Source organism: Streptomyces roseoverticillatus (assembly GCF_000719265.1).
GTDB lineage: Bacteria > Actinomycetota > Actinomycetes > Streptomycetales > Streptomycetaceae > Streptomyces > Streptomyces roseoverticillatus.
This window is the reverse complement of sequence record NZ_JOFL01000008.1, coordinates 248780-271358: the sequence shown is the minus strand read 5'-3', so window position 1 is coordinate 271358 and position 22579 is coordinate 248780. Positions and strand designations below refer to the sequence as shown.

Here is a 22579-nt window from a genome sequence, read left to right as displayed (position 1 = left end):
ACTGCTCCTTGAAGTGGGAGTCAGGGGCCCGGACGGCGCTTTGGACGGCCGACCGTCCGGGACCTCACTGAGCGAAGACCGTGCAGGTCAAGCGCGGTCGTAGCGCTCATGGTCGGGATGGGCAGCTGCGGCTTCCTGCCAACGCCGGCTCTCCACCGCGTCCGGGCGAGTGAGCCGGACGCGGAAGTTGCAGCCGCTGACGCGGCAGCGGTGCGTCTCGGCGCACAGGGCTGCCAAGATCTCGCGGGCCGCGGAATACGCACAGGCGAAGATGGCCGCGGCAGGTACCAGGGCCTCCGTGAGAGGAACCCTGTAGGTGTGGAGGTTCCGCACCCAGTACGCCGCAACCGCACTTCCGACAAGCGCCGCGACCAGGGGAATCAGACGGCGCGCCCTCCGGGCGCTGGTAGGCGTAGGCATCACGCAGCCCTCCTCGCCTCGATTGCCTCAAGGCTCTCGACCCAGGAGGAAAGCACCCGGAGCCGCGGATTTCCCTGGTAGCGGAGGGGCATCTGGGCGCCGAGGAAGTCCTCCCCGCAGGCGATGACCAGCGGCCGGTTCGGCCCTGAGGACCACACGGTCAGCGGCATGTGGCGCTCGGCCCTTCCGGCCTTGCCCCAGCGGGCGAGCAGGACCGGCGAGAGCTGGAGTTCCTGCCGCAGTGCCGGTCCTGCGGCAATGGCTTGCGCCAGGGTGCTGCGCCACTGACCGCGCCAGACTTCGGGGAGTTCTCCCTCGTACACGGGGACTTCCAGCCTCTGGTCCTCTGTGGCCAGAGCGAATCCGTTGGGCGATGCTGTGCCGACGTGCACCGGGGAGCGGCGGTTGAGCCGGACGAAGGCGCGCACGGATTTCAGTGCCGAAGCGGGGACGAACCGCGACCATCCGGTGGCCGCTCCGGTCGCCAGCTTGCGGCGGGTGGCCGCGAGGGTGTGGCGGTCCGTGGCCACCGCGTACAGGTAGTGGCGGTCGGCCTCGAAGTAGATGCCGTTGAGGACCGCGAACGAATCGTCCGGGTACATGTGGTCGCTGACCTGCTCCAGCAGGTACGGGAAGTCGCCGATGGGGCCGATCACCACGTCACCGCCTTGGCGGTTGCGTGGACGGTCACGTCGGCGCCGGCGAAACGGGCGTGAACGCTGAGGAGTTCAGAACTCCACTCCACCGCTTCCGGCTCGACGTTCAGGGCCTCGCGCCAGACTTCGAAGTCGGTCAGGCTGGCCGGCGTCACCTCAATGCCGGGGCCGATCCCGGCCGGGGTTATGAGGGTGCTGACCCTGACCGTGGAGGCGGGCAAGTGCGGGAACTGGTGGAGAAGCTGGTTCAGGGCCTTGATGGCCGCACCGTGTTCTCCGATGGTCTTGGCGATCACGCTTGTCTCCTTCACTTCCTCAGTGCGGGTGCGGGTGCGGCCGCGGCTTGGCGATCGGCTTTGAGCCGGTCGCGCAGCCACCGGGCCTTGGCCGGCGCGACGCGCAGGGCCCTGCGGATCCCTTCGGCCGAGACTTCCTCCCGCGGCCAGCGGGCGGTCAGGTCGCGGGCCTCAGCGAGCAGTTCGTCGTCTGTGCGGACCGGTCGCAGCGTGCGGGCCGAGGGCGGTACGGAGCCGGTCGCCCTGCGCGGCGCGCGCAGCGAACGGATCGGGGTCGGGGCAGGCACAGGATCGGGCGACGGATCGGCCGATCCTGCAAGCCGGTCGGGGATCGATTCCTGCTGGTCACCCCTAGATTGATTTGCGACCGATCGTGAGGTTTTCTGATGCTTTGAGAGGTCGATCGGTGAGATGGCCCCGAGGACGGGCAGGACGTCGTCGGTGCTCGTCCACAAGCGGGCCGTGACGCGCTGCGGGTGGCTGTCCGTGGCCGACTCGACCACCTGGCCGATGCCTGCCTCGGCGGCCAGCCGTGCACCCAGCAGGCCCGCGGTCAGCCCTGGACGGGTGCCGTGTCGCACCTGCCAGGCGCTGATGAATGCCGCCTCGGCGGGCAGCGCACCGTAGGGGGCGGCAGTGATCAGCCGGTCCGCGGTTCGGCACACTTTCCAGTGGTGCCGTCGCCGCCGCCGTGCGTGCCGGGAACGCTCGCGCTCATCGGCGGTGGGGGCGTGGGCCCCATGGAGGTGCAGCTCCCACATCCCGACCGCGAACAGTGAGGCTGCGGCCAGAACGACGCCGAGCCACAGACCGTAGTCATGGCTGCCGTGCCAGAAGTTCACGGCCCCCGCCACGAGGGCGCATCCCCACGTGGCGGCTCGGTAGCGAGCCGTCGGCTGACCGTGGCGGGCGGCTTGGGCCGCGCCGAACGTCGCCGCCCACGCGGCACCTTCGAACATGGACGCCAGCAGTACGGCGAACAGCGCTCCGAGCCCAGCGGTCGTCAGGGCGACGACCTGTGCAGCCAGTGCGGGCACGATGGCACAGCTCATCACCAGGGCGGTGCAGATCAGGGCGCCGTTCTCGACGATCCAGGCCCGAGCCGCCCGGCGGCGCTCCGAGCGAGTGGCCTTGTCCTGACGCTCCTCCGCCCGGGCGGCGGCCCGGTCCTCGCGGTCCTGCTCGCGCTCCAGGCGACGCGCTTCCCGGCGTTCGGCGGCAGCCTGCGACTTGTCGATCCGGTCCTGCTCACGATCGGCCAGCCGGTCCTGGCGCCGCTGCTCGCGCCATGCGCTCAGCTCACTCACCACGACCTCCCGGGGGCGTGCCGGCCCGATCCGCGTTGCGGTAGGGGATCGCGGCGGTGAGCGGGGCGGGTCGGGTGTAGTCGTCGCGGACCAGATGGGGGTCGAGGTCCAGGAACTGGTGCCGCTGCTCGGCCAGTTGTCCGGCGCGGTAGCGGCGGGGGTGCAGGTAGCGGAAGAGGCGGTGGCGCAGCATGGTCATCGCGCACCCCCGGGGAGCGGGCTGGTGCCCGGGCGGCCGGTGCGACGCCCGTTCGTGGTGGTCATCTCGGGGATGGGGCCCCGGGCGATCTGCCAGCTTCCGCCGTATCGCTTGGCGGTGTACATCGCTTCGTCCGCCCGCCGCAGCGCGGTACTGAGGTCGGGGCGCGGCTGACCGATCACGGAGAAGGCGCCAATGGACGCTCCGACCTTGAGCTGCTGCTCACGGAACGGCACCGGGGCGCAGAGATTCCCGTGCAACTCGCGGAGATGCGCCGGCAGCCGGTGCAGGTGGTTGAGACGCACGGTGGCGGCGAACTCGTCCCCGCTCAGCCGTCCGGCCGTGCCGCCGTGGTCCGCCGCCCACTGCCCCAGGCGTCGTCCGACGGCGGCGAGGACGGCGTCACCGGCCGCGTGACCGTAGGTGTCGTTGACGGCCTTGAAGCCGTCCAGGTCCAGCAGGACGACAACCCGTCCGGGCCCGCGAAGCTCCCGCCGGGCCTCGGCCTCGAAGGTCTGGCGGACGGGCAGGCCCGTCAGCGGGTCCAGCCGGTACCGGGCGAGCCGACGGCGCAGCAGGACGCCGTGCAGGGACCATCCGGCCGCGAGCGGCGCCGCGGCGGCGAGCGCGATCACCAGCTCGCTCATGCCGCTTCTCCCTGCCGGTGGATGCAGGCGACGCGGGTGGTACGCCAGCACGGCACGGTCAGGGTGAGCGCCTCCGCGTACTGGGCGTCTCGCGCGGCGATCTCGTCCCCGGCCTCGGCGCGCTCGTGCAGCTCGGCGAGGACCTCTCGGGCCACGTCCCGGCGAGCGGCCCGGTCTTCGGGCGTCTCCGGGCCGAGGGGGCCGCGGAAGAGGTCGTGGTCGATGCCGACGGGCAGCTCCTTAAAGCTGAGCGCCGCCGGCAGGTCGTACTTCCAGCGGTCGGCGGCGCGGCGGCCGCCGATGTACGTACGCATGCGGATCTCTCCTCTGCGAAGGGAGCCGGGGTGGCTGGGTCTTTGGCGAGAGGCAGCCACCCCGGCGGGAGAAACGTGCGAGTGAGTTCAGCGCGTCCGAACGCGTCCCGAGACACTGCGGGCGCTCACTTGCAGTGCTCCGGCGCCGGTCACGGTGACGTCCCCGGAGACGCTGTGGGCGCGCAGGACGCCGGACGCCTGCCCCACCGCTGTGACAGAGACGTCGCCGGACGTCGTGCTCAGGTCCGCGGCCTCCCCGTGGTACCGCTCCACCCCGATGTCACCCGAGACCGAACGTGCGGTCACGCGGCCGGCGGCGCGGTCCGCCATCACGTCGCCGGAGGTGGTGGAGGCATTCAGGTGGCGGACGGCCTGGACATGCAGATCACCGGAGACGGAACGGAACTCCACCTGCTCGATGTCCCCGTAGATCCGAGCATCCGAGGACTGCGAGACGATGCCGAGCGAGGAGCCGGCGGGGAGCGTCACGCGCGCCCGGATCGGGCTGACGGTGACCATCCCTCCCCCACCGCCGCTCATCACTCGGCCGCCGATGATCACGGCCCCGGTGACTGTTCCGTTCACCACGCCCATCTGCTGCACGAGCCGGTTGCCCTGGAAGCTCTGCATGATCACGTTGTTGCCGATCTCGGGGACCTCCACGGTCATGGCCTGCCCGTTCTGGCTGCTACGGGCCCGGGCGACGGCCTCCGCCGCCGGGCCGGAATCGTCGTCGGTTATCAGGACCACCCCGGCGGTGGTCACGCTCTCGAAGACCTGGACGTCGATGGCCCCCATCGGCAGGTCCAGGCCCAGGACGACCGGGCCGGTGGTCTCGGAGACGAACATGCGCTCAGTCATTGCGGAACTCCTCGATGCGCGAAGGGATCGTTCAGGGAGCCGGGGCGGCCGCGGTCCTTGGCGAGAGGCGGCCGCCCCGGTGGCTGGGCTGTTCAGACGGTGGCGTGCACGGCGGTCCCGGATGGGGGCGGCGGTACCGTGCTCATGCTCTGGACGACTCGACCGGCCTCGAAGCTCGGCGTCATCGCCTCTGGAGCTCGTGGCCGTGGCAGAGAACCGGGCCGATCAGGAGACCGATTGCGGCTACCGTCCACCGACCGCCCGTGAGCGGGCCCGGCGGGACCTCGTCCACGATCCGGCCCGCCCGGCCGACCGCGCGGGGGTCGTCCTCACACGAGATGATCCGCACCTTGTCGCCGGCGGCGAACGTCATCTCGTTCAGCTCGCGCGCTTGCTCTTGCAGTCTCGGCCATGGGCGGCGTCCAGCTCCGCGCGGACGTCCTTGCACTTGCCGGTGACGATCCGGTCGTAGACCTTCTGGCCCCGGGCAACAGCCTCGGGGGTGGTCAGGTCCTCGGAGGTCTCGTGCTGCGACTTCTTGCCGAACATGCGAACTCCTCACGTAGGCGTGGAAGGTGCGACGGAACGGGCCCGCAGAACGGGCACCGGCTCCCCTCAACCCCGCCCGTACGCCGCGAAACCGCGCGGACGGGCGGAGGAGGCAACCGGCCGCAGCCAATGAGCTGCGGCAACAAGCGCTGACTTCGCTGGTTCTCCGTTGCCACGGCGAACCAGCCCCGAGCCAGGAATCGGACGCGTCATCGTCACTGCTCTGACGCCAGCAGGGCGGCACGTGTCGGCGACGCGTGAACAGTGACCCGCTTTCGACGGGCGAAAGGTGACCCCCACGTCTGTTTGATTACTGCCGAGCGGTGCTGTTGTGCTGGCGTCCCTCCTGTTCGATGGGTCGTCGGGTCCTGGCCGGTTCCAGGTGCGGGCTGGCTTGGTCTTCGCCATTCTGGGATCTCGACCACTTGTCGCGGAGGGATCAGCCATGGGCATCAAGGACCAGTTCCAGGACAAGGCCGAGCAGCTGAAGGAACAGGCTCAGAAGGCCAGGGAAGGAGCCCAGGACGAAGCGTCCGAGCGTCGTCAGCAGGCTCAGGAAAGGGGCCAGCAGCAGGCCCAGAGAGGCCAGCAGCAGGCCCAGGACGCTGCGGATGACGCGCAGGACAGGTTCGAGTCCTAGCCTCGCTGCCCCGCGGTCGCGGGATGCTCGGCCCGCTGAGGTCAGTCGTTGCTGGTCTCAGCGGGTGGGACGCGGCCGAGGTCGCGTCCGCGCATGCGGAAGCTGTCGCCGCGGAGGCTGATGACTTCCGCGTGGTGGACGAGGCGGTCGATCATCGCGGCGGCGACGGTGTCGTCGCCGAAGACCTCGCCCCAGCGGCCGAAGGGCTTGTTGCTGGTCACGATCACGGACGCGCGTTCGTAGCGGCCGGAGATGAACTGGAAGAAGAGGTTGGCCGCTTCCGGTTCGAAGGGGATGTATCCGACTTCGTCGACCACGATCAGGGGATAGCGGCCGAGGCGGGTGAGCTCCTCGGAGAGCTTGCCCGCGTTGTGGGCGTCGAGGAGGCGGGCGACCCACTGGGCGGCGGTGGCGAAGGCGACGCGGTGGCCGGCCTGGCATGCCCGGATCGCGAGCCCGGTGGCGAGGTGGGTCTTTCCGGTGCCGGGCGGCCCGAGGAAGATCACGTTCTCCTTCCCCGCGATGAAGTCGAGGGTTCCCAGGTGAGCAATCGTTTCTCGCTTCAGGGACCGCTGGTGATCGAAGTCGAAGTCCTCCAAAGACTTCCTGGCCGGGAAGCGGGCCGCGCGGATGCGGCCCTCGGCGCCGTGGGCGTCCCGGGCGGCGACCTCACGCTGGAGGCAGGCGGCGAGGTACTCCTCGTGGCTCCACTCCTCCGCGCGGGCCCGCTCGGCGAGGCGGCTTGCCGCCTCCCGCAGGGAGGGGGCCTTCAATGCGCGGGTGAGGAAGAAGATCTCGGAGGTGACGTCCCTGCCGGTGCCGACGGTCTTCTTCGAGTTCGTGGTGGTCATGCGACTCCTTGTCCGAGGCCGCCGTCGATGACGCCGAAGATGCGGTCGTAGGTGTCGAGCGAGCGCATCTCGACCTCGAGCTTCTCGGCGGGCTCGGGCTTGGTGGTGGTGCGGGCAGCGACGGCTGCGGCCGCGTGAGTGGGGTCGGTGAGGGTCTGGTGCTTGGCCCAGCAGCGGGTGTGACGGGCGACTTCGGTGCCGTCGCAGGTGACGAGGACCTGGTCGAGGTCGGCGGTCACCTCCACCCGGCGGCCGACGGCCAGGGGGTGGACGGAGTAGTCGCAGGTGTCGAGGCGGACGTAGTGGTCGCGCGGCAGCCTGAGGCTGGACTTCCACCAGCCGGGCGGGGAGATCGGCGGGATGCCGAGCATCCGTGACTTGTCGGCGTCGAGCCGGTCCGCGGGCCTCGCCTGCAACGTGCGGTGGAGGCGCCGGTTGGCCTTGGTGAGCCAGTCGGCGAGCTGGACGTTGAAGTCCGCCGGCGAGGTGAAGACCCGGCCGGGGAGGAACGAGGTCTCCAAGTACCCGTTCGCCCTTTCAACCAGTCCTTTGGCCTCGGGGTCACGGGGTTTGCACAAAATAATCTTGATTCCCAGCAGGCCGGCGAACGCGGCGAAGTCCTCGGTCAGCTGGGGGCCGCCCGACCGCCAGGAGCCGACGGCGCCTTCGTTGTCCCAGACCAGTGCTTTCGGAACGGCTCCGAGGTCGGTCAGCAGGCGCCAGTGCCCGGCGATCAGGTCGGCCGCGTTGCGCGACGGCAGCATGCGCGCGCTGATCCAGCGCGAGTAGCCGCAGACCATCACCAGGACCGGCGGGGAACCGGTCTGGCCGAACCCGAGCGGGATCTCCGCGGGCGGGAACCACAGGTCGCACTGGGCGAGTTCACCCGGTTCATAGACCGTCCGCGAGGCCGGGTCGACCGGCTGGAAAGCCGGCCGGAGCTCGCGGACGCGGTCCTTGAGCACGGTCAGGCTCCGGCTCCAGCCGATCCGCTCGGCGATCACGGTCGCCGGCATGTCCGGCCACTGCTCGAGCAGCTCGCGGATCTGCGGCTCGACCGCGTCCACGATCGAGCCCTTCGCCGCCCGCTGGTACTTCGGCGGCGCGTCACTGGCCACCGCCCGCCGCACCGTGTTCCTGGCGATCCCCAGCTTCCTCGCGATCGCCCTGACCGGCATCTTCTCGGCCCGGTGCAACCGCCGGATCTCGGCCCAGTCCTCCACGCTGATCACCCACCCTCCCGGCCTGGCTCAACGAGCCAGACCGCCGGAGGGGGTCAACTTTCAAACGTCGATCCTGGTCCACTTTTGAGACGACGCCCACAGGCACGCACCGGGTGGCATCTGAAGGGCTGACCTCCAGGAATGGAGGGATGATCCCCAGGGATGTTCTCCAGAGCCGGCGCGCAGGGAAGTGGCCGCCGACGACATGCCCCGGTCGCCGCGGGGACGGGGACTCTCACCCCGTCGACTCGTCACACTGTTCAGTTCTCAAGGACCAGCCACTCCCCGACAGCGCGGTATCCCCTGCTCAAAGGGGCTCCCGTCCTCACGGGACCGCCGGGCGTTGGTGCAGGTCTTACCGATCACACCTCGCGATGCGAGATATGTATTACCTACCTCGTATCGTGCCGAGCGCAGTTCGCGGCGTCAAGCCCTTCAGGGGATCCCGCTCGCGAACGCTCTCGGTTCGGCGCCTCTACAGGCTCCACGTCCCAAGCGAGACAAGTAACCGCGCTGCTGGACGTGTTGGAGACGTCTCATCTACCGTCAAGACGTCCCAGCGCGTCCCAACGTCAGGAGTGCGGCATGGCCAATGAGCGGCTTCGTGGGGCGATCGTGGAGTCCGGTCTGACCCTGGAGAAGGTCGCGGATCACCTCGGTGTGAACGTCAAGACGGTGGAGCGCTGGATCAGCGACGGACGGCCTCCGTACCGCCGGCACAAGTACGCTGCGGCCGCCCTCCTGCGCCGAGAGGTGTCCCACCTCTGGCCGGAGGAGGACACCGCCTCCGAGGTGATCGAGGCCGGCCAGGCCGAGCTGGTCAGGGTCTACCCTCACCGCAACGTCGTGCCGGGCCCTCTCTGGCCCAAGCTGTACGCACGGGCAACACGGCAGTTCGACGTCCTCACTTACTCCGCCTTCTGGCTGACCGAGGACCTGGAGTTCCATCGAATCGTGAAGGAGAAGTCCGCGGCCGGCCTGCACATGCGATTCATGTTCGGCGATCCGGACTCCGCTGCTGTCGCCGTTCGTGGCGAGGAGGAGGGGGTGGGAAACGCACAAGCGAGCAAGACCCGCAACGCTCTCGTGAACTGTGCCCAACTCTTCAGCCTGCCTGGCGTGGAGTTCCGCCTTCACGGCACCACGTTATACAACTCGCTCTACCGAGCCGACGACGAGATGCTTGCCAATACTCACGTCTACGGCATCAGCGCTTGGCTCGCCCCAGTGCTCCACATCCAGCGAGTTCCAGGCGGGGAGCTATTCGACACGTACGCCGAGAGCATCGAACGAGTCTGGGAGTCCGCCCGCCGCATCTCGTCCCCCAAAGAATGCTGAGGTAGAACGCCACCATGGGCCGCATCGACTACTTCGAAGACCCGCACGCCCCGAAAGCCAACTCGGTTGTTCCCTCAGCCAGTGTCGTCGTTGTTGACGATGCAGGACGAGTACTTGTCATCCACAAGACGGACAACAACCTGTGGGCACTCCCCGGAGGAGGCCACGATATCGGGGAGAGCATTACCGATACGGCCATCCGGGAAGTGCGGGAAGAGACAGGTATCGTCATCGAGATTGAACGCATCACGGGTGTCTACACCAACCCACGTCATGTCATGGCGTACGACGATGGCGAGGTTCGCCAGCAGTTCACGATCTGCTTTCGTGCCCATCCAACAGGTGGCGCGCTCCGCGGCAGCCAGGAGTCGAAGGACGTCCGCTGGGTGCTACCTGCCGACCTACCCAGTCTCGACATCCACCCCTCAATGCGGCTGCGCATCGATCACGGGTTGGAGGAGGGGCGCACGTCACCCTATGTCGGCTAGCGGGGGCCGGCCACGGCCAGACGTTGATCCACTCGCGCGACCGTCGCCTGGACTTCAGGCGCTGCCCGCTGGATGAAGCGCCCGACGATGGAATCAGGACTGTACCGCTGGACGATTTCGTCCACCCGATCCTTCGGTTCGGTCCGTGTGCCATCCGGAGTCGTCGTCATGTCACAGTAGACCAGGGCATCTACAAGGTGCGGCTCCTCCATGACAAATTCACTGGCGAGCTCTTCCAGAAGGCCTCGCTCTTCCGCCTCCAGCAGGGCGAAGGTGTGATGAGCCACGAGCCTCACAATGCGCTCGTCCGCTTTCTGGTCGTGACGGAGAAAGCGCGCTCCGTCGAGCGGGTGAAACCCCGTCTTGACCAACGCTGGGCTGTACCCGATGTCGTGCAGGATGGCCGCGGCCTCCAAGAGCTCCGCATCGTAACCAAGGATCGGCTGCAAGCTCCGGGCCCGCTCCGCCACTCCGAGCGAGTGTGCCCATCGACGAGGAAGCGGCTCAGACAGCAGAGCTCGCGACAACTCGTAGGCCCACTTCGTCATTCGCATACTGATCCACCCTCTATCAGTGACCGTCGTCCGGCAGGGCCCGCACCTCCCGCCGCTTTCCCGGCGCGGCGCCGGCAAGCAGCCCTTGCCCTTCCATCTTTGCGATAGCGGAGCGCACCGCGGTTCGGGAAGCACGGAACCGCTCACACAGCTCATCTTCGGTGAAGAATGCGTCTCCTGGCTTAACGCCGCTTACCCGCAGAAGGTCCGTCACCTTCTCCACGAGCGGACGTCTGTCACCGGTGCCCGCCACGTAGTTGCCAGCTCCCCGCACTGACTCGATAAGCCCTTCGTCCTTCAGTACCGCGAGCGCACGGTCGATCGTGCTGGCACCCACGCCATGGATGCGTCGCAGGTCGGCCTTGGACGGCAGCCTCTCCACGATCTCCCCTGCCTTGATCTGCTCACGCAGAGCACCCGCGACCTGCAAGTAAGTACCTCGCGGACTGGCCTGCGGCACGTGTCCTCCCCGTTTCCCACCTGGCGTGACAGCAGCTGACTGTCCCCAGCTTCGCACGGGGCCATCCCCGCGTGCGCGGAGAGCAGGCAACGCCGGCGTACGCGCGAGTGAGGTCAGCGTCCCACACGAGGGGCAGGAGCTCCTACTGACGTCAGTAGCACCTGAGGCATCCCCGCGTGCGCGGGGAGCAGAGCCATGAGCCACCCCTTGACTGTTAGGAAAATGGGTGAAGGTCATCCCTGCAGGCAGAGAGAGCCGGGGGGAAAGCTGGGCGCGAAGGCGCCCGGTAGCTCGGGTCCCGCTGACTATAGAAGGCCATACCGACAATCCCTACAGAGAACTTCACCGGGTGTCTGAGAGTCCTCGGCGAGCCACAATCCTTGAAATTAGACGACAGGGGCCGACCTCACCCAGCGAGTAGGAGGAACTAACCCTGTGCACCCATTCGCAGGAAAAAATATACTCCATTCGCCCCAACAGATAGCGACTGACATTGCCTCTAGCCCAGGGCTGTGACAATGGAGCCATGAGCACATCTTTGAACATTGCCGGGTGGCTCGGAGGTGAATGGGGATCCGTTCCCCTGTGGATTGGCACCTTCCTCACGAGCGGGTCACTGATTTTCGCCGCCGCCACATTTTGGCGGAGCAGGGAAGATCAAAAGCGCGAGCACGCAAGCAAAGTGGGTGCTTGGATCGGCGAAGTAACGCTAGTCGAAGGGGGCAGCCCCAAGCATATTCTGAACGTATCCAACACCAGCGATGTCGGCGCTTACGAAATCTACGTAACAGACCCCAACTCTCGGGAGCTGCTCACATATCTCTCCGAGCTGCCGTCCAAGAAGACGGCTCGAATTGAAGTTTCACGGGATGGCGACACCTGGAAGCAGAAGAACCGCACTATTCAACTCGTCAGATCGGGAGCGGGAGGCTTTACCGTCCAGCTCAGGGTCAGAGACCAGCCCGTTGAGGTCGAGTTCCGTGATGCACTAGGGAGGCGATGGACGATCAACCATGAACGTAAAATCACTAAACCTAAAGGCGGCGCACGCGAGGATGCGCCAGAATTCTTCCAGACCCTCAAGAGGTGTGATGATGACGATGACGACTGAAGATAGCCGCCTGGCTGTGAACTCGGGCGGCCACGACTACTCCCCCAGGGATCTCCCTCGTGGCGGATTCCTTGCACTCCAGAGTGCTCTGCCGCGGCGAACGCGCCGACTACGATGCTCCACCCCTTCATAGAGGCAGTAAGCAGTTGGCGGTCGGGAGCACGGTGGATTTCACTGCGGAATCTTGACTCAGCCCTGGGGATCCCAAGGGCCTCACAGGTGGACTTAATGATTAGCTCTGGTTGCCCCCTCCGCGATCGTCGCGCCCCGCACCGGGTCACAAAACGCACACCATTCAGGCTAATCGCGGAGCAACACAGTTTGGAACACCTGAACGTTTTTGATAAGCGAGGTCAGCGAACACGTTAAGCGCCTCTCCCAACACGCAAGAGGCAGACTCCCTATGACACCTTGCATACCTCTCAGGAGCTACGCCCCGAAGAACCCGGCTGCCCCCCGGGCAGAACCATGGCCAGGATGCGCGCTTCCTGGCGAGCGGCCCTCCGAGCAACTCTTGCCTGGTGCAGGTATTCTCCGCGAAGCGTATCTCCCTGCGCCAAGATCCAATCTTCATCATGCGGACAAAGCTCTGCCAGCCCGTCAATAAGGTCGGTAAATTTGTCAGGCGCAGGCAGCGTACGGCCCTCGAGGTAGGCACTGACGGTGCGGGGGCTCAGGCCAGCAGCCTTGCCCCATTCATTACGGGATGGGCATCCGCTCTCTTCCCAGAGCTTAGTCAACTCCCGCAGGAACCTCTGCTCTTCGGCAGTCTCTTTGATCTTTACCTCGCCCCTCAACCTCGCCTCTTCCGACAACTCCTCCTCCGTCCGCCGTCGAAGCGCACGCCACTTCGACACCTCCCGAAACACCCCCCAGCCGGCGATGATGCACTCCAACGTCTCATTGGTCGGCAGGCGCTTGCCTGCGAGGGCCTCGTAAACGGCTGTGCGGGAGGCGCCACGCGAGACCGCCTGCCCCACTGAACCCCCTGTGCGGACCTGCAAGTCGCGCAGCGCACGGGCGAATTCGATCAACGGACCATGACCACTCAGCACTTGCATACGCCGAGGCACAACATCTCCCCCCGAGGCCCAGAAAGTGTGGCCTCGCTCACATTCCGACCCAACCGCCATGTGACCTGGATCACAACAAGACATCCGGTGCGCCACACCGAAACGCTGCACTACCTGCGACAACACGCCCCAGAACGCGGGGCATTGATAGTCCCGTGAAGTTTTCTGCGCACCCCCCGCGTCGGTGGAGCGTGTCAGAGTTTTCGCAGACGGCAGAGTCGGCGCCAAAAGGCGACGGCTCCCTGCTGCAACAGGAAGCCGTCTGCGCGAAAACTACCCACCAGTAGGAAGGAGTTCTCTTGTCTGAGACTACGGGCAATCCCCTCCAGAGGGAAAGCGAATCTGCCCTCGACAGGCAGCAGCCAGGGCGCCGACTGGCTATACCGATCACTCTCGGAGGAGCGATGGCCGCGGCTCCAGTGGTCAGCGCCCTGCGCCAGGACTATATGGCTGGCCTCATCGCTGGCGCACCGAGCTGTGCCGCAGCACTGCTGATCTTCTTCTTGGTCATTTGTCCTGCGGTCTGGTCCAAGGACCAAGGTCGGCAGTCGGCAGCTCTCGCGGTCCTCGACCGCCTACTTGGCCGTCCCGTCGCCCCACACACGCAGCGCAAGGTCCGTCGCAAGGTTACGTCTAACGCCAGGGACTAGGGCAGCGCACACCACGAGATCGTGATGCCTTCCCCATCCCCACGCGTGAGTGACGCGTGAACCTCGAACCCATGAGTTCTGTATATGAAGAACCCGCAGGTCAGAGGCCCGTTCAGAGCCGAAGGGGTAACGCCCTCCGGAGCCGTGTGCGCAGGTTCGAATCCTGCCGGGGGCACTTCTGCTGGAGCGGCGCGATCTGATCGCCCGGTCGGCGAGTGCCGTGATGAAGACCCGGACTCAGCGCTGCTGAGTCCGGGTCTTTTGTTGTTGTCCGCATCTTTCGGCGCCGCCCGGGGTAAGGTGCGTTCCCCTAGGGACAGGAGTGATCCCGGAGTGGTCCGGGCCTGTCAAGTTTTCCTGCAATACGCCTACTTGACGGTTACTCAGGGAAGCGGGGCGGATGAGATTTCGGCGGGGGGCCGGGCAGGGGCTGGTGCTGCATCAGGCCCGGGACGATCTGCCGTTGCGGGCCGTGCTGGAGGACGCCGCCATGGGGCGGTGGGAGGGGCCGCGGGATCTGATCGGGGCCACCGGGGCGGACTGGGACCGGCGGATCTTCCGGCTGCAGGTGCTGGCGCGGGCCGGGGCGGGGCTGCGGTTCGCGGATACGTGGGCGCGGGCCGAGCCGGGGTCGGGGGACGCGCTGGCGTTGCTCGCGCACGTGCAGGCGGTGCGGTCGGTGATCAGCGGGGCCGGGGCGGGGCGGGCCGAGATGGAGCGGGCCTGGGCGACCTGTCTGGCGGCCGCCGAGGCCGTGCCGGCCGACCCCTCGCCGTGGGTGGTGATGCTCGCGCTGCTCCGGGTCCACGCGCCGGGCCGGAACGTGCTGGAGCAGGTGTGGGGCGAAGTGGTGCGGCGGGATCCGTACAACCGCGAGGCCCACCACGAGATGCTCACCTATCTCTTCGCCCGGAACCACGGCTCGGGGGCGGAGATGTTCCACTGGGCGCAGGAGCGGGCCGACACGGCGCCCAGGGGGCTGCCGCTCGCCGTGCTGCCGCTGGTCGCGCTCGCCGAGTCGCACCGGCACCGGATGGAGACCGACGCGGCAAGCTACGGGCTGAGCGTCCATCCCTGGATCGACTGCCCCCACATCGATCCGGTGCTCGACGGCTGGTGGCGGCACCGCGGGCCGCGGCGCCACGCCCAGTTCACGGACGACGCCAACTACCTCGCCCACGCGCTGGCCCTCGCGGGCCGGCACGCGGAGGCCCACGAGGTGTTCGAGGCCATCGGTCCGTACGCCTCCGAGGTGCCCTGGTCGTACTGCGGGGAGCCGCGGGAGCTCTTCCTGCGGCACCGGAAGTGGGCGCTCCGGGCCGTCCGGGACGGGCGGGCCCACCGGCATCGCGCTCCCCGGTTCTGACCCCTCGGCTGCCCTGCCACGTCTCTGCTATGTCCACGCCTCTGCTATGTCCATGCCTCTGCTACGTCCACGCCTCTGCTACGTCCCGGTTTCCGCAACACGCACATTCCCTGACCGTTTTCCACGAGAAAGAGAATCGCGTGCCACTCGACCTCCCCGGCGGCCCCGGCGGCCCCGGCGTCTCCGACGAGGAGCGCCTGCGCCAGCTCGGCTACACGCAGGTCCTCGCCCGCCACATGTCCGGCTTCGCCAACTTCGCCGTCTCGTTCACGATCATCTCCGTGCTCTCCGGCTGCATGACGTTGTACGGGTTCGGCATGAAGACGGGCGGGCCGGCGATGCTCACCTGGGGCTGGATCGGCGTCGGGGCGATGTCCCTGTTCGTGGGGCTGGCGATGGCGGAGGTGTGCTCCTCGTACCCGACCTCGGCCGGCCTGTACTTCTGGGCGCACCGGATGGCGCCGCAGCGGTCGCGGGCGGCGTGGGCGTGGTTCACCGGCTGGTTCAACGTGCTCGGGCAGGTCGCGGCGACCGCCGGCATCGACTTCGGCGCGGCCTCGTTCCTCAACGCCTACCTCGATCTGCAGTTCGGCTTCGCGGCGACGCCCGGCCACACGATCGCGCTGTTCGGCGCGGTGCTCCTGCTGCACGCCGCCCTGAACACCTTCGGCGTGCGGCTGGTGGCGTTCCTGAACTCCGTGAGCGTGTGGTGGCACCTGCTGGGCGTCCTGGTGATCGTCGGCGCGCTGGCCCTCGTCCCGGGCCGGCACCAGTCGACGTCGTTCGTCTTCACGCACTTCGTCAACGACACCGGCTGGGGCTCCGGCCTCTACGTCGGGCTGATCTCGCTCCTCGTCGCGCAGTACACCTTCACCGGCTTCGACGCCTCCGCGCACATGACGGAGGAGACGAACGACGCGGCGGTCGCGGGGCCGCGCGGCATCGTCCGGTCGATCTGGGCGTCGTGGATCGCCGGATTCGTGCTGCTGGCCGGCCTGACGTACGCGATCCAGGACTGGGACGGCACGACCGGCACCGTGACCGGCGTCCCGCCCGCGCAGATCTTCCTGGACGCGCTCGGCCCGGCCGGCGGGAAGCTGCTCCTGCTCGTCGTGATCGTCGCGCAGCTGTTCTGCGGCATGGCGTCCGTGACCGCCAACTCGCGGATGATCTACGCGTTCTCGCGGGACGGCGCCCTGCCCTTCTCCCGCGTCTGGCACCGGATCAACCCGCAGACGCGCACCCCCACCAACGCCGTCTGGCTGGCCGCCGCGGGCGCCTTCGCCCTGGGCCTGCCCTACCTCGTCAACTCCACGGCCTACGCGGCGGTGACCTCGATCGCCACCATCGGCCTGTACCTCGCCTACGCCGCGCCGACCCTGCTGCGGCTGCGCAAGGGCGACGCCTTCGAACGCGGTCCCTGGCACCTGGGCCGCTGGTCGAAGCCGGTCGGCGTCGTGGCCATCGGCTGGGTCGCCGTGATCACCGTGCTGTTCATGCTGCCGCAGGCGAGCCCCGTCACCGCCGACACGTTCAACTACGCCCCCGTCGCGGTCGCCGCCGTCCTGGGGTTCGCCGGTATCTGGTGGCTCGCCTCGGCCCGCAGGTGGTTCCTCGTCCCTGACCACCCGCGCAACGCCACCCCCCTTCCGGAGCCCGACCGTCCGTCCCCGGCTTCCGATCTCTTTCGCTGGTAGGTCCTGGCCGCGCTTCGCCGGCAGGTCCTCGCCGGCGGCCGAAAGGCCGAAAGGCCCCTTCAGATCTTCGGGTAGCTGAACTTGTATCCCTGCTCCTTGAACCACGGCAGCAGCCTCTCCAGCGCCGCCACCGTCTGGCCGCGGTTGCCGCCGCCGTCGTGGAAGAGCACCGTCGGGCCCTCCTTCATGCCCTTCTTCACCGTGTCGACGATGCGGTCGACGCCGGGGTTCTGCCAGTCGTGGGTGTCGATGTTCCAGCCGAGGGGGCGCATGCCGTGCGACGCGGCGACCTCACGGCTGTACGGGGTGAAGGCGCCGCCCGGGGCCCGGTAGTAGAGCACCCTGGCGCCGTCCCCCGCCGCCTTCTCGATCGACTTCCGGGCGTCGAGGACCTGCTGTTCCTGGTAGGACTCGGCGCGCTTGTCCATGGCGGTGTTGTGGTCGACGGAGTGGTCGCACAGCCGGTGGCCGGCCGCGGCGACCTTCTTCACGAGGTCGGGGTACTCCTGGGCCCGCGACCCGATGATGCAGAACGTCGCCTTCGCGTCGTACTTCTTGAGCAGGTCGAGGACCTTGACCGTCCAGCCGGGCTCGGGCCCGTCGTCGATGGTCAGGTTGACCGTTTTTCCTGGGTCCTCGCTCTCGTGCGTGATCTCGGCCGACACCCGTGCCGGCGGCGTCGCCGCGCCGGAGGATGCCGCGCCGGGAGACCTCCCCTTGTCCCCGCTGCCTGAACTTCCGCTGCCTCCGCTGCTGTTGCTCGGGCCCGCGCCCGACCCCGGGTCCTCCGTGGCCATGGCCACGCAGCCGGATATCGTGGCGAAGAGCGCCATCGCCGACGCCGTCGCGACGACGAGGTGCCGGTTCCTCCGAGCGGCCGGTCGTGCCATGAGCGTCCCCTCCCTCGGTGTGCACCCGAAGACGTCCATACCGAAAGGAAGGTTCCCAAGAGGGTTCGAAGAAGGACATCAGCCCTCAAGGCCTGCAAGTCCCTTGCGGTGACTCACACTTCCCGCGTTTCGGCAGCCCCTCCCGCACCAGCGGCGATCTCTCCCGCACCGGCGGGGATCCCTCCCCCATCAGCGGGGCCCTCTCCCGCACCAGTGGCGACCTCTCCCGCACCAGCAGCGATCGCCTCCGCGACCTCCCCCTTCCGCGCGGCCTCCTCCTCCGCGAAGCGCCGCGCGTCGAGCTTCTCGGCGATCTCCTCGTCCTGCGCCATCAGCAGGTCCAGGCTCGCGTCGCCCAGCTCCAGCACGCCCATGCCGACGTACGCCCGCTGCAGCCGCTCGCCCCACAGCCCGATGTCCTTGACGCACGGCACGATGCGCGAGAACAGCAACTTCCGGAAGACCCGCAGGTATTCGGACTCCTCGCTCAGCCTGACGGCCTCGTCCAGGGGGAGACCGAAGTCGGTGAGGACGACCTCGCCCCGCAGCCGGTCGCGCATCAGATAGCAGCCCTCGATGACGAACTCCTCGCGCTCGCGCAGCTCGGCGCGCGACAGCTGCCGGTAGTAGTCGCGCAGCGCCATGCGGCCGAAGGCGACGTGCCGGGCCTCGTCCTGCATGACGTAAGCGAGGATCTGCTTCGGCAGCGGCTTGTCCGTGATGTCGCGCAGCATGCCGAAGGCGGCGAGGGCCAGGCCCTCGATGAGCACCTGCATGCCGAGGTACGGCATGTCCCAGCGGGAGTCGCGCAAGGTGTCGCCCAGCAGCGCCTGCAGGTTGTCGTCTATGGGGTAGAGCAGGCCGATCTTCTCGTGGAGGAAGCGGCCGTAGAGCTCGGCGTGGCGGGCTTCGTCCATCGTCTGGGTGGCGGAGTAGAACTTGGCGTCCAGGTCCGGCACGGACTCCACGATGCGGGCGGCGCAGACCATCGCGCCCTGCTCGCCGTGGAGGAACTGGCTGAACTGCCAGGCCGTGTAGTTGCGCCGCAGCTCGCCCTTGTCCTTGTCGCTCATGCGGTCCCAGTACGGGGTGCCGTGGAGCGGGCTGGTCTCGTCGGGCAGGCCGAGCGGGTCGTACGGGTCGACGGGCAGGGTCCAGTCGATGCGCTTGTCCGCATCCCACTGCTTGTCCTTGCCCTTCTGGTAGAGGGCCAGCAGCCGGTCCCTGCCCGTGCCGTTCTCCTGGCCGGGGTACATGGCCTCCCAGCTGAAGCGGGCGGCGCCCGTGGCCGGCACCGTCCAGCCGGGGTCGCCGGGGTCATGTGCGTAGAGGTTGCGCGTCGCCATCGGCGTCTCCCGTCCTCTGCCCGTATCACCGGACCACAAGTTCCCCCGGACCACAGGTTCCCCCGGGCCACCGGCCCCGCCGGTCCCCATGGCAGGCTCACACGCCGGTTACCGCCGGGTCAACGATCCTTCATCAACTCACCCGAAAGGATTGACGCGCTTGCTGACAGGCAGTCTCATAAGGGTGTGACCCCAAGTAACCCTGTAGTCAGCCCGCTTCGGGACGCGCTCGGGCCGCTCAAGGACCGCGAACAGGTCGCCCTCAGGCTGCTGGAGTCCTCCGCCAGGCACTCCTTCGATCCGGACACGGAACTCGACTGGGACGCGCCCCTGGAGGACGGCAAGTGGTTCTGGCCGCCCGAGCTGCTCTCCCTCTACGACACCCCGCTGTGGCGCACGATGTCCGAGGAGCAGCGCATCGAGCTCTCCCGGCACGAGGCCGCCTCGCTCGCCTCGCTCGGCATCTGGTTCGAGCTCATCCTGATGCAGCTGCTGGTCCGGCACGTCTACGACAAGCCCGCCACCAGCGCGCACGTCCGCTACGCGCTCACCGAGATCGCCGACGAGTGCCGGCACTCGAAGATGTTCGCCCGGCTGATCGAGCGCGGCGGCGCCCCCGCGTACCCCGTGTCCCCGCTGCACCACAACCTCGCGCGCGTCCTCAAGACCGTGTCCACCACGCCGGGTTCGTTCGCCTGCACGCTGCTCGGCGAGGAGATCCTCGACTACATGCAGCGCCTCACCTTCCCCGACGAGCGGGTGCAGCCGCTGGTCCGCGGCGTCACCCGCATCCACGTGGTGGAGGAGGCCCGCCACGTCCGGTACGCGCGCGAGGAGCTGCGCCGCCAGATGGTGGGCTGCCCGCGCTGGGAGGCGTCCCTGACGAGACTCAGCTGCGGCGAGGCGGCCCGGGTCTTCTCCGTCGCCTTCGTCAACCCGGCCGTCTACACGAACGTGGGCCTGGACCGCCGCGAGGCCGTCGCCCAGGTCCGGGCGAGCGGGCACCGGCGCGAGGTGATGCGGACCGGCGCCGAGAGGCTCACCGGCTTCCTGGGCGACATCGGCGTCCTGCGGGGCGCCGGCCGCCGCCTGTGGCGCAGCTCGGGCCTGCTGGCCTGAACGGCCCGTGCCGCCGGGCCGCAACCGCCGCCCCGCGCCGGGTCCGTACCACCGCCGCCCCGCACCCTCCCGTTACGCTGCCTGCATGAACGGCAGCGGAACCGCCCCGGCAGCACCGACTCCGTCCGCCCGCCCCGCGTACCGCAGGCTCAGCGTCGAGGAACGCCGCACCCAGCTGATCTCCGCCGCCCTCGTCCTCTTCGCGCACCACGCGCCCGAGGACGTCTCCCTGGACGACGTGGCGGCGGCCGCCAAGGTGTCGAGGCCGCTCGTGTACCGCTACTTCCCCGGCGGCAAGCCCCAGCTGTACGAGACGGCGCTGCGCAGCGCCGCCGACGACCTGGAGCTGTGCTTCGCCGAGCCGCAGACCGGGCCCCTCACGGGCCGCCTGGCCGCCGCCCTCGACCGCTACCTGGCGTTCGTGGACGAGCACGACGCCGGGTTCAGCGCGCTGCTGCAGGGCGGCAGCGTCGCCGAGACCTCCCGCACGGGCGCGATCGTGGACGGGGTGCGGCGGGCGGCCGCCGCACAGATCCTCAAGCACTTGCAGGTGCCGGAGCCCGGGCCCCGGCTGCGCATGATGGTCCGGACGTGGATCACGGCCGTGGAGGCGGCGTCCCTGATCTGGCTGGACGAGGACAAGCAGCCCCCGGTGCACGAGCTGCGTGACTGGCTGGTCGACCACTTCGTGGCGCTCCTGACGGCCACGTCGGCGAGCGACCCGCAGACGGCCGGGGCCGCCCGCGCCGCACTTGCCCTGGAGGGTGCGGACGGGCCCGTGGGGCGCCTGGCCAGCCAGGTCCTCCCGGTGGTCTCGGACGCGGCGCACCTGCTCCCCTCGGCTACGTCCGCGGGCGGGGCGCGCGTCTGACGGAGACTGGGGGCGTGAGAAGCGAAAATACGCCCTTCGAGGGCGGCCCCCTGGACGGGCGCGTACTGCCGGTACTGCTGGGACACACCGGGCATCCGCCGAAGGTCTACGAGGTGCCGGTGCCGGACGAGCACGGCGGGGCGCCGACGGTCCTGGTCTACCACCGGGTCCAGGCGGGCACGACGCGCCGCCTGGGGCTGCACAAGGGCTGGAAGTACGTGTACGACCCGGAGGGGCGCCGGCCGGACCGGAGCCTGAAGTGGCCCTGGACGAAACGCTGACGCCGCCGGGAAGCCGCCGCCCGCCGCAAGGGCGCCTCCCGGCCGCATCCGGGGCACACGGGTGCGGCCCGGCCGCCGGCCGGGTGACGGCCCGGCATCCATGGAGTGAGCGGGTTAGGCGGATTCGCCCACAGCGCTCCCATAAGTAGGACCGCACGTGGCACGATCCTCCCTGGGCAAAACGATCACGCCCCACACCGGAGGTGAGCTCGTGTCAGGACGGTTCGTGCGTTCTGTCTGCACGGCGGCGCTGATGGCCGGCGCCGCGTCGCTCGCACTGCCCCCGCCCCCGGCGGCGGCCGCCCCCGCGGCCCCGCCCGACCAGCCGTCCGTCCACACCCTGCTCACCCGCCTCCAGACGCTCTACCGGAAGGCCGAGGAGGCCACCGAGACGTACAACGCGACCGAGGAGAAGCTGAAGACGCAGCACAAGCGGGTGGACGGGCTCAACGAGCAGCTCGCGACCGCCCGCGTCGCCCTCACCGGCAGCCGCGACGCGGCCGGGCGGCTCGCCCGGGAGCAGTACCAGGGCACGAGCGGCACCCTCGCCCCGTACGTCTCCGTGCTCCTCAGCGGCGACCCGCAGCAGGCGCTCGACCGGGGTCACCAGATCCAGCGGGCGGCGGGCCAGCGGGCGGCCACGGTCGGCCGCCTCACGAAGGACGAGAAGCGCGCCTCGGACCTGGCGGTCAAGGCGCGCGAGGCCCTCAACGAGCAGCAGGTGCTGGCCGCGAAGCAGAAGCAGCAGCGCGACAAGGTCAAGCGGAGCCTCGGCGACGTCGAGAAGATGCTGGCGTCGCTGACCGGCAACCAGCTCGCCGACATCCAGCGCCTGGAGCAGAAGAACATCGGCGAGGCCCAGCGCGCGCTGCTCTCCTCGGGCCGGCTGAGCGGCTCGACCAGGCCGTCCGCCGCGGGCCGCAAGGCCATCGCCTACGCGTTCGAGCAGTTCGGCAAGCCGTACGTGTGGGGCGCGGCCGGGCCGGACGCCTTCGACTGCTCGGGGCTCACCTCACAGGCCTGGGCCCACGCGGGCGACGTCATCCCGCGCACGAGCCAGGAGCAGTGGAAGAGCCTGCCGCGGGTGGCCCTCGACGAGCTGCGCCCGGGCGACCTGGTGCTCTACTTCGAGGGGGCGACGCACGTCGCGCTCTACATCGGCAACGGCCTGGTGATGCAGGCGCCGCGGCCGGGCGGCAGCGTGAAGGTCTCGCCGATCGCCGCCAACCCGCTGCTCGGGGCGGTCCGCCCGGACGCGGGCGAGGCGCCGCTGCGGAAGTACGAGCTGCCGCCGCTGCCGGAGGGCGCCGCGTACGGCTCCGACGCGGGCTACGGGTCGGCGTCGGCCCCGTCGTAGACCGGCGGGGCCGGG

25 protein-coding genes are annotated in these 22579 nt (G+C 68.8%); 10 read left to right on the top strand and 15 right to left on the bottom strand.

Annotated features, from left to right (window positions below):
- Positions 1 to 419 precede the first annotated feature (419 nt).
- From IF61_RS0112205 to IF61_RS36265, 8 genes are all read right to left on the bottom strand, one after another.
- A complete protein-coding gene (locus IF61_RS0112205) occupies positions 420 to 1079 on the bottom strand; it encodes a DNA polymerase III subunit beta family protein (RefSeq protein WP_030366349.1) in 660 nt (219 codons plus the stop codon).
- Entirely contained in the window at positions 1073 to 1372 is a 300-nt protein-coding gene (locus IF61_RS0112200) for a hypothetical protein (protein WP_030366348.1), read from the bottom strand. Before IF61_RS0112200 ends, IF61_RS0112205 begins: the two co-directional genes overlap by 7 nt.
- Before the next feature lie 11 nt (positions 1373 to 1383).
- Positions 1384 to 2679, bottom strand: coding sequence for a DUF2637 domain-containing protein (locus IF61_RS33350; RefSeq protein WP_030366347.1), 1296 nt, complete (start codon positions 2677 to 2679; stop codon positions 1384 to 1386).
- The gene (locus tag IF61_RS0112190; protein ID WP_157848599.1) at positions 2672 to 2878 is read right to left on the bottom strand and encodes a hypothetical protein; all 207 of its coding nucleotides are present in this window, start codon (positions 2876 to 2878) and stop codon (positions 2672 to 2674) included. Before IF61_RS0112190 ends, IF61_RS33350 begins: the two co-directional genes overlap by 8 nt.
- Positions 2875 to 3525: a GGDEF domain-containing protein gene (locus tag IF61_RS0112185; RefSeq protein ID WP_030366345.1), complete on the bottom strand. Its 651-nt coding sequence runs from the start codon at positions 3523 to 3525 to the stop codon at positions 2875 to 2877. The genes IF61_RS0112190 and IF61_RS0112185 overlap by 4 nt, the downstream gene beginning before the upstream one ends.
- Positions 3522 to 3839: a hypothetical protein gene (locus IF61_RS0112180; RefSeq protein ID WP_030366344.1), complete on the bottom strand. Its 318-nt coding sequence runs from the start codon at positions 3837 to 3839 to the stop codon at positions 3522 to 3524. Before IF61_RS0112180 ends, IF61_RS0112185 begins: the two co-directional genes overlap by 4 nt.
- Before the next feature lie 87 nt (positions 3840 to 3926).
- The gene (locus IF61_RS0112175; RefSeq protein ID WP_030366343.1) at positions 3927 to 4700 is read right to left on the bottom strand and encodes a DUF4097 family beta strand repeat-containing protein; all 774 of its coding nucleotides are present in this window, start codon (positions 4698 to 4700) and stop codon (positions 3927 to 3929) included.
- A gap of 378 nt (positions 4701 to 5078) precedes the next feature.
- Positions 5079 to 5249 (bottom strand): hypothetical protein, encoded by a 171-nt coding sequence (locus IF61_RS36265; protein WP_169748818.1) that lies wholly within the window; start codon positions 5247 to 5249, stop codon positions 5079 to 5081.
- Positions 5250 to 5694: 445 nt separating this feature from the next.
- Here IF61_RS36265 and IF61_RS0112160 point away from each other — a divergent pair, with 445 nt between their 5' ends.
- Complete coding sequence (locus IF61_RS0112160) at positions 5695 to 5889, top strand: hypothetical protein (RefSeq protein ID WP_030366341.1); 195 nt, start codon at positions 5695 to 5697, stop codon at positions 5887 to 5889.
- A gap of 41 nt (positions 5890 to 5930) precedes the next feature.
- Here IF61_RS0112160 and istB read toward each other — a convergent pair whose 3' ends face one another.
- Both istB and istA read right to left on the bottom strand, forming a co-directional pair.
- Positions 5931 to 6740 (bottom strand): IS21-like element helper ATPase IstB, encoded by an 810-nt coding sequence (gene istB, locus IF61_RS0112155; protein WP_030366340.1) that lies wholly within the window; start codon positions 6738 to 6740, stop codon positions 5931 to 5933.
- Positions 6737 to 7972: an IS21 family transposase gene (gene istA / locus IF61_RS0112150; RefSeq protein WP_030366339.1), complete on the bottom strand. Its 1236-nt coding sequence runs from the start codon at positions 7970 to 7972 to the stop codon at positions 6737 to 6739. The genes istB and istA overlap by 4 nt, the downstream gene beginning before the upstream one ends.
- Positions 7973 to 8548: 576 nt before the next feature.
- Between istA and IF61_RS0112145 the strand changes: the two genes are divergently transcribed.
- Both IF61_RS0112145 and IF61_RS0112140 read left to right on the top strand, forming a co-directional pair.
- Entirely contained in the window at positions 8549 to 9301 is a 753-nt protein-coding gene (locus IF61_RS0112145) for a helix-turn-helix domain-containing protein (RefSeq protein ID WP_030366338.1), read from the top strand.
- A gap of 14 nt (positions 9302 to 9315) precedes the next feature.
- Positions 9316 to 9789, top strand: a complete 474-nt coding sequence (locus IF61_RS0112140; RefSeq protein WP_030366337.1) for an NUDIX hydrolase — start codon at positions 9316 to 9318, stop codon at positions 9787 to 9789.
- On the opposite strand, the gene IF61_RS0112135 is transcribed toward IF61_RS0112140, so the two are convergent.
- Positions 9786 to 10343 carry an HD domain-containing protein gene (locus tag IF61_RS0112135; RefSeq protein ID WP_030366336.1) on the bottom strand — a complete coding sequence of 186 codons (558 nt, stop codon included), beginning with the start codon at positions 10341 to 10343 and terminating at the stop codon, positions 9786 to 9788. The two genes, IF61_RS0112140 and IF61_RS0112135, sit on opposite strands and share 4 nt — an antisense overlap.
- Before the next feature lie 16 nt (positions 10344 to 10359).
- On the bottom strand, positions 10360 to 10803 hold the full coding sequence (locus tag IF61_RS0112130) for a winged helix-turn-helix domain-containing protein (protein ID WP_030366335.1): 444 nt from the start codon (positions 10801 to 10803) through the stop codon (positions 10360 to 10362).
- A 526-nt stretch (positions 10804 to 11329) separates the two neighbouring features.
- On the opposite strand from IF61_RS0112130, the gene IF61_RS35835 reads away from it, so the two are divergent.
- A complete protein-coding gene (locus tag IF61_RS35835) occupies positions 11330 to 11914 on the top strand; it encodes a hypothetical protein (RefSeq protein ID WP_157848598.1) in 585 nt (194 codons plus the stop codon).
- Between the two features lie 422 nt (positions 11915 to 12336).
- On the opposite strand, the gene IF61_RS0112125 is transcribed toward IF61_RS35835, so the two are convergent.
- Positions 12337 to 12948 carry a hypothetical protein gene (locus IF61_RS0112125; RefSeq protein ID WP_157848597.1) on the bottom strand — a complete coding sequence of 204 codons (612 nt, stop codon included), beginning with the start codon at positions 12946 to 12948 and terminating at the stop codon, positions 12337 to 12339.
- Between the two features lie 1089 nt (positions 12949 to 14037).
- On the opposite strand from IF61_RS0112125, the gene IF61_RS0112120 reads away from it, so the two are divergent.
- Together IF61_RS0112120 and IF61_RS0112115 are read left to right on the top strand one after the other, a co-directional pair.
- Complete coding sequence (locus IF61_RS0112120) at positions 14038 to 15003, top strand: hypothetical protein (protein WP_078660156.1); 966 nt, start codon at positions 14038 to 14040, stop codon at positions 15001 to 15003.
- A gap of 140 nt (positions 15004 to 15143) precedes the next feature.
- On the top strand, positions 15144 to 16700 hold the full coding sequence (locus IF61_RS0112115; protein ID WP_052392647.1) for an amino acid permease: 1557 nt from the start codon (positions 15144 to 15146) through the stop codon (positions 16698 to 16700).
- A 59-nt stretch (positions 16701 to 16759) separates the two neighbouring features.
- Here IF61_RS0112115 and IF61_RS0112110 read toward each other — a convergent pair whose 3' ends face one another.
- The gene (locus IF61_RS0112110; RefSeq protein ID WP_030366331.1) at positions 16760 to 17590 is read right to left on the bottom strand and encodes a polysaccharide deacetylase family protein; all 831 of its coding nucleotides are present in this window, start codon (positions 17588 to 17590) and stop codon (positions 16760 to 16762) included.
- 113 nt (positions 17591 to 17703) lie between these two features.
- Positions 17704 to 18936 carry a ferritin-like domain-containing protein gene (locus IF61_RS0112105; protein WP_052392646.1) on the bottom strand — a complete coding sequence of 411 codons (1233 nt, stop codon included), beginning with the start codon at positions 18934 to 18936 and terminating at the stop codon, positions 17704 to 17706.
- 186 nt (positions 18937 to 19122) lie between these two features.
- Here IF61_RS0112105 and IF61_RS0112100 point away from each other — a divergent pair, with 186 nt between their 5' ends.
- The 4 genes from IF61_RS0112100 to IF61_RS0112085 all read left to right on the top strand — a co-directional run bounded on the left by IF61_RS0112100 (position 19123) and on the right by IF61_RS0112085 (position 22564).
- The gene (locus IF61_RS0112100; RefSeq protein WP_030366329.1) at positions 19123 to 20055 is read left to right on the top strand and encodes an AurF N-oxygenase family protein; all 933 of its coding nucleotides are present in this window, start codon (positions 19123 to 19125) and stop codon (positions 20053 to 20055) included.
- A gap of 85 nt (positions 20056 to 20140) precedes the next feature.
- On the top strand, positions 20141 to 20926 hold the full coding sequence (locus IF61_RS0112095) for a TetR/AcrR family transcriptional regulator (RefSeq protein WP_052392651.1): 786 nt from the start codon (positions 20141 to 20143) through the stop codon (positions 20924 to 20926).
- Between the two features lie 14 nt (positions 20927 to 20940).
- Positions 20941 to 21207, top strand: coding sequence for a hypothetical protein (locus IF61_RS0112090; RefSeq protein WP_030366327.1), 267 nt, complete (start codon positions 20941 to 20943; stop codon positions 21205 to 21207).
- A 211-nt stretch (positions 21208 to 21418) separates the two neighbouring features.
- Positions 21419 to 22564: a C40 family peptidase gene (locus IF61_RS0112085; protein WP_030366326.1), complete on the top strand. Its 1146-nt coding sequence runs from the start codon at positions 21419 to 21421 to the stop codon at positions 22562 to 22564.
- Positions 22565 to 22579: the final 15 nt, after the last annotated feature.

Excerpts from the sequence above, each read along its gene's own strand:
- IF61_RS0112190 (WP_157848599.1), bottom strand. The coding sequence starts at position 2,878 with ATGACCATGCTGCGCCACCGCCTCTTCCGCTACCTGCACCCCCGCCGC.
- IF61_RS0112185 (WP_030366345.1), bottom strand. The coding sequence starts at position 3,525 with ATGAGCGAGCTGGTGATCGCGCTCGCCGCCGCGGCGCCGCTCGCGGCC.
- IF61_RS0112180 (WP_030366344.1), bottom strand. The coding sequence starts at position 3,839 with ATGCGTACGTACATCGGCGGCCGCCGCGCCGCCGACCGCTGGAAGTAC.
- IF61_RS0112175 (WP_030366343.1), bottom strand. The coding sequence starts at position 4,700 with ATGACTGAGCGCATGTTCGTCTCCGAGACCACCGGCCCGGTCGTCCTG.
- IF61_RS36265 (WP_169748818.1), bottom strand. The coding sequence starts at position 5,249 with ATGTTCGGCAAGAAGTCGCAGCACGAGACCTCCGAGGACCTGACCACC.
- IF61_RS0112160 (WP_030366341.1), top strand. The coding sequence starts at position 5,695 with ATGGGCATCAAGGACCAGTTCCAGGACAAGGCCGAGCAGCTGAAGGAA.
- istB (WP_030366340.1), bottom strand. The coding sequence starts at position 6,740 with ATGACCACCACGAACTCGAAGAAGACCGTCGGCACCGGCAGGGACGTC.
- IF61_RS0112145 (WP_030366338.1), top strand. The coding sequence starts at position 8,549 with ATGGCCAATGAGCGGCTTCGTGGGGCGATCGTGGAGTCCGGTCTGACC.
- IF61_RS0112140 (WP_030366337.1), top strand. The coding sequence starts at position 9,316 with ATGGGCCGCATCGACTACTTCGAAGACCCGCACGCCCCGAAAGCCAAC.
- IF61_RS0112135 (WP_030366336.1), bottom strand. The coding sequence starts at position 10,343 with ATGCGAATGACGAAGTGGGCCTACGAGTTGTCGCGAGCTCTGCTGTCT.
- IF61_RS35835 (WP_157848598.1), top strand. The coding sequence starts at position 11,330 with ATGAGCACATCTTTGAACATTGCCGGGTGGCTCGGAGGTGAATGGGGA.
- IF61_RS0112120 (WP_078660156.1), top strand. The coding sequence starts at position 14,038 with ATGAGATTTCGGCGGGGGGCCGGGCAGGGGCTGGTGCTGCATCAGGCC.
- IF61_RS0112110 (WP_030366331.1), bottom strand. The coding sequence starts at position 17,590 with ATGGCACGACCGGCCGCTCGGAGGAACCGGCACCTCGTCGTCGCGACG.
- IF61_RS0112105 (WP_052392646.1), bottom strand. The coding sequence starts at position 18,936 with ATGGCGACGCGCAACCTCTACGCACATGACCCCGGCGACCCCGGCTGG.
- IF61_RS0112095 (WP_052392651.1), top strand. The coding sequence starts at position 20,141 with ATGAACGGCAGCGGAACCGCCCCGGCAGCACCGACTCCGTCCGCCCGC.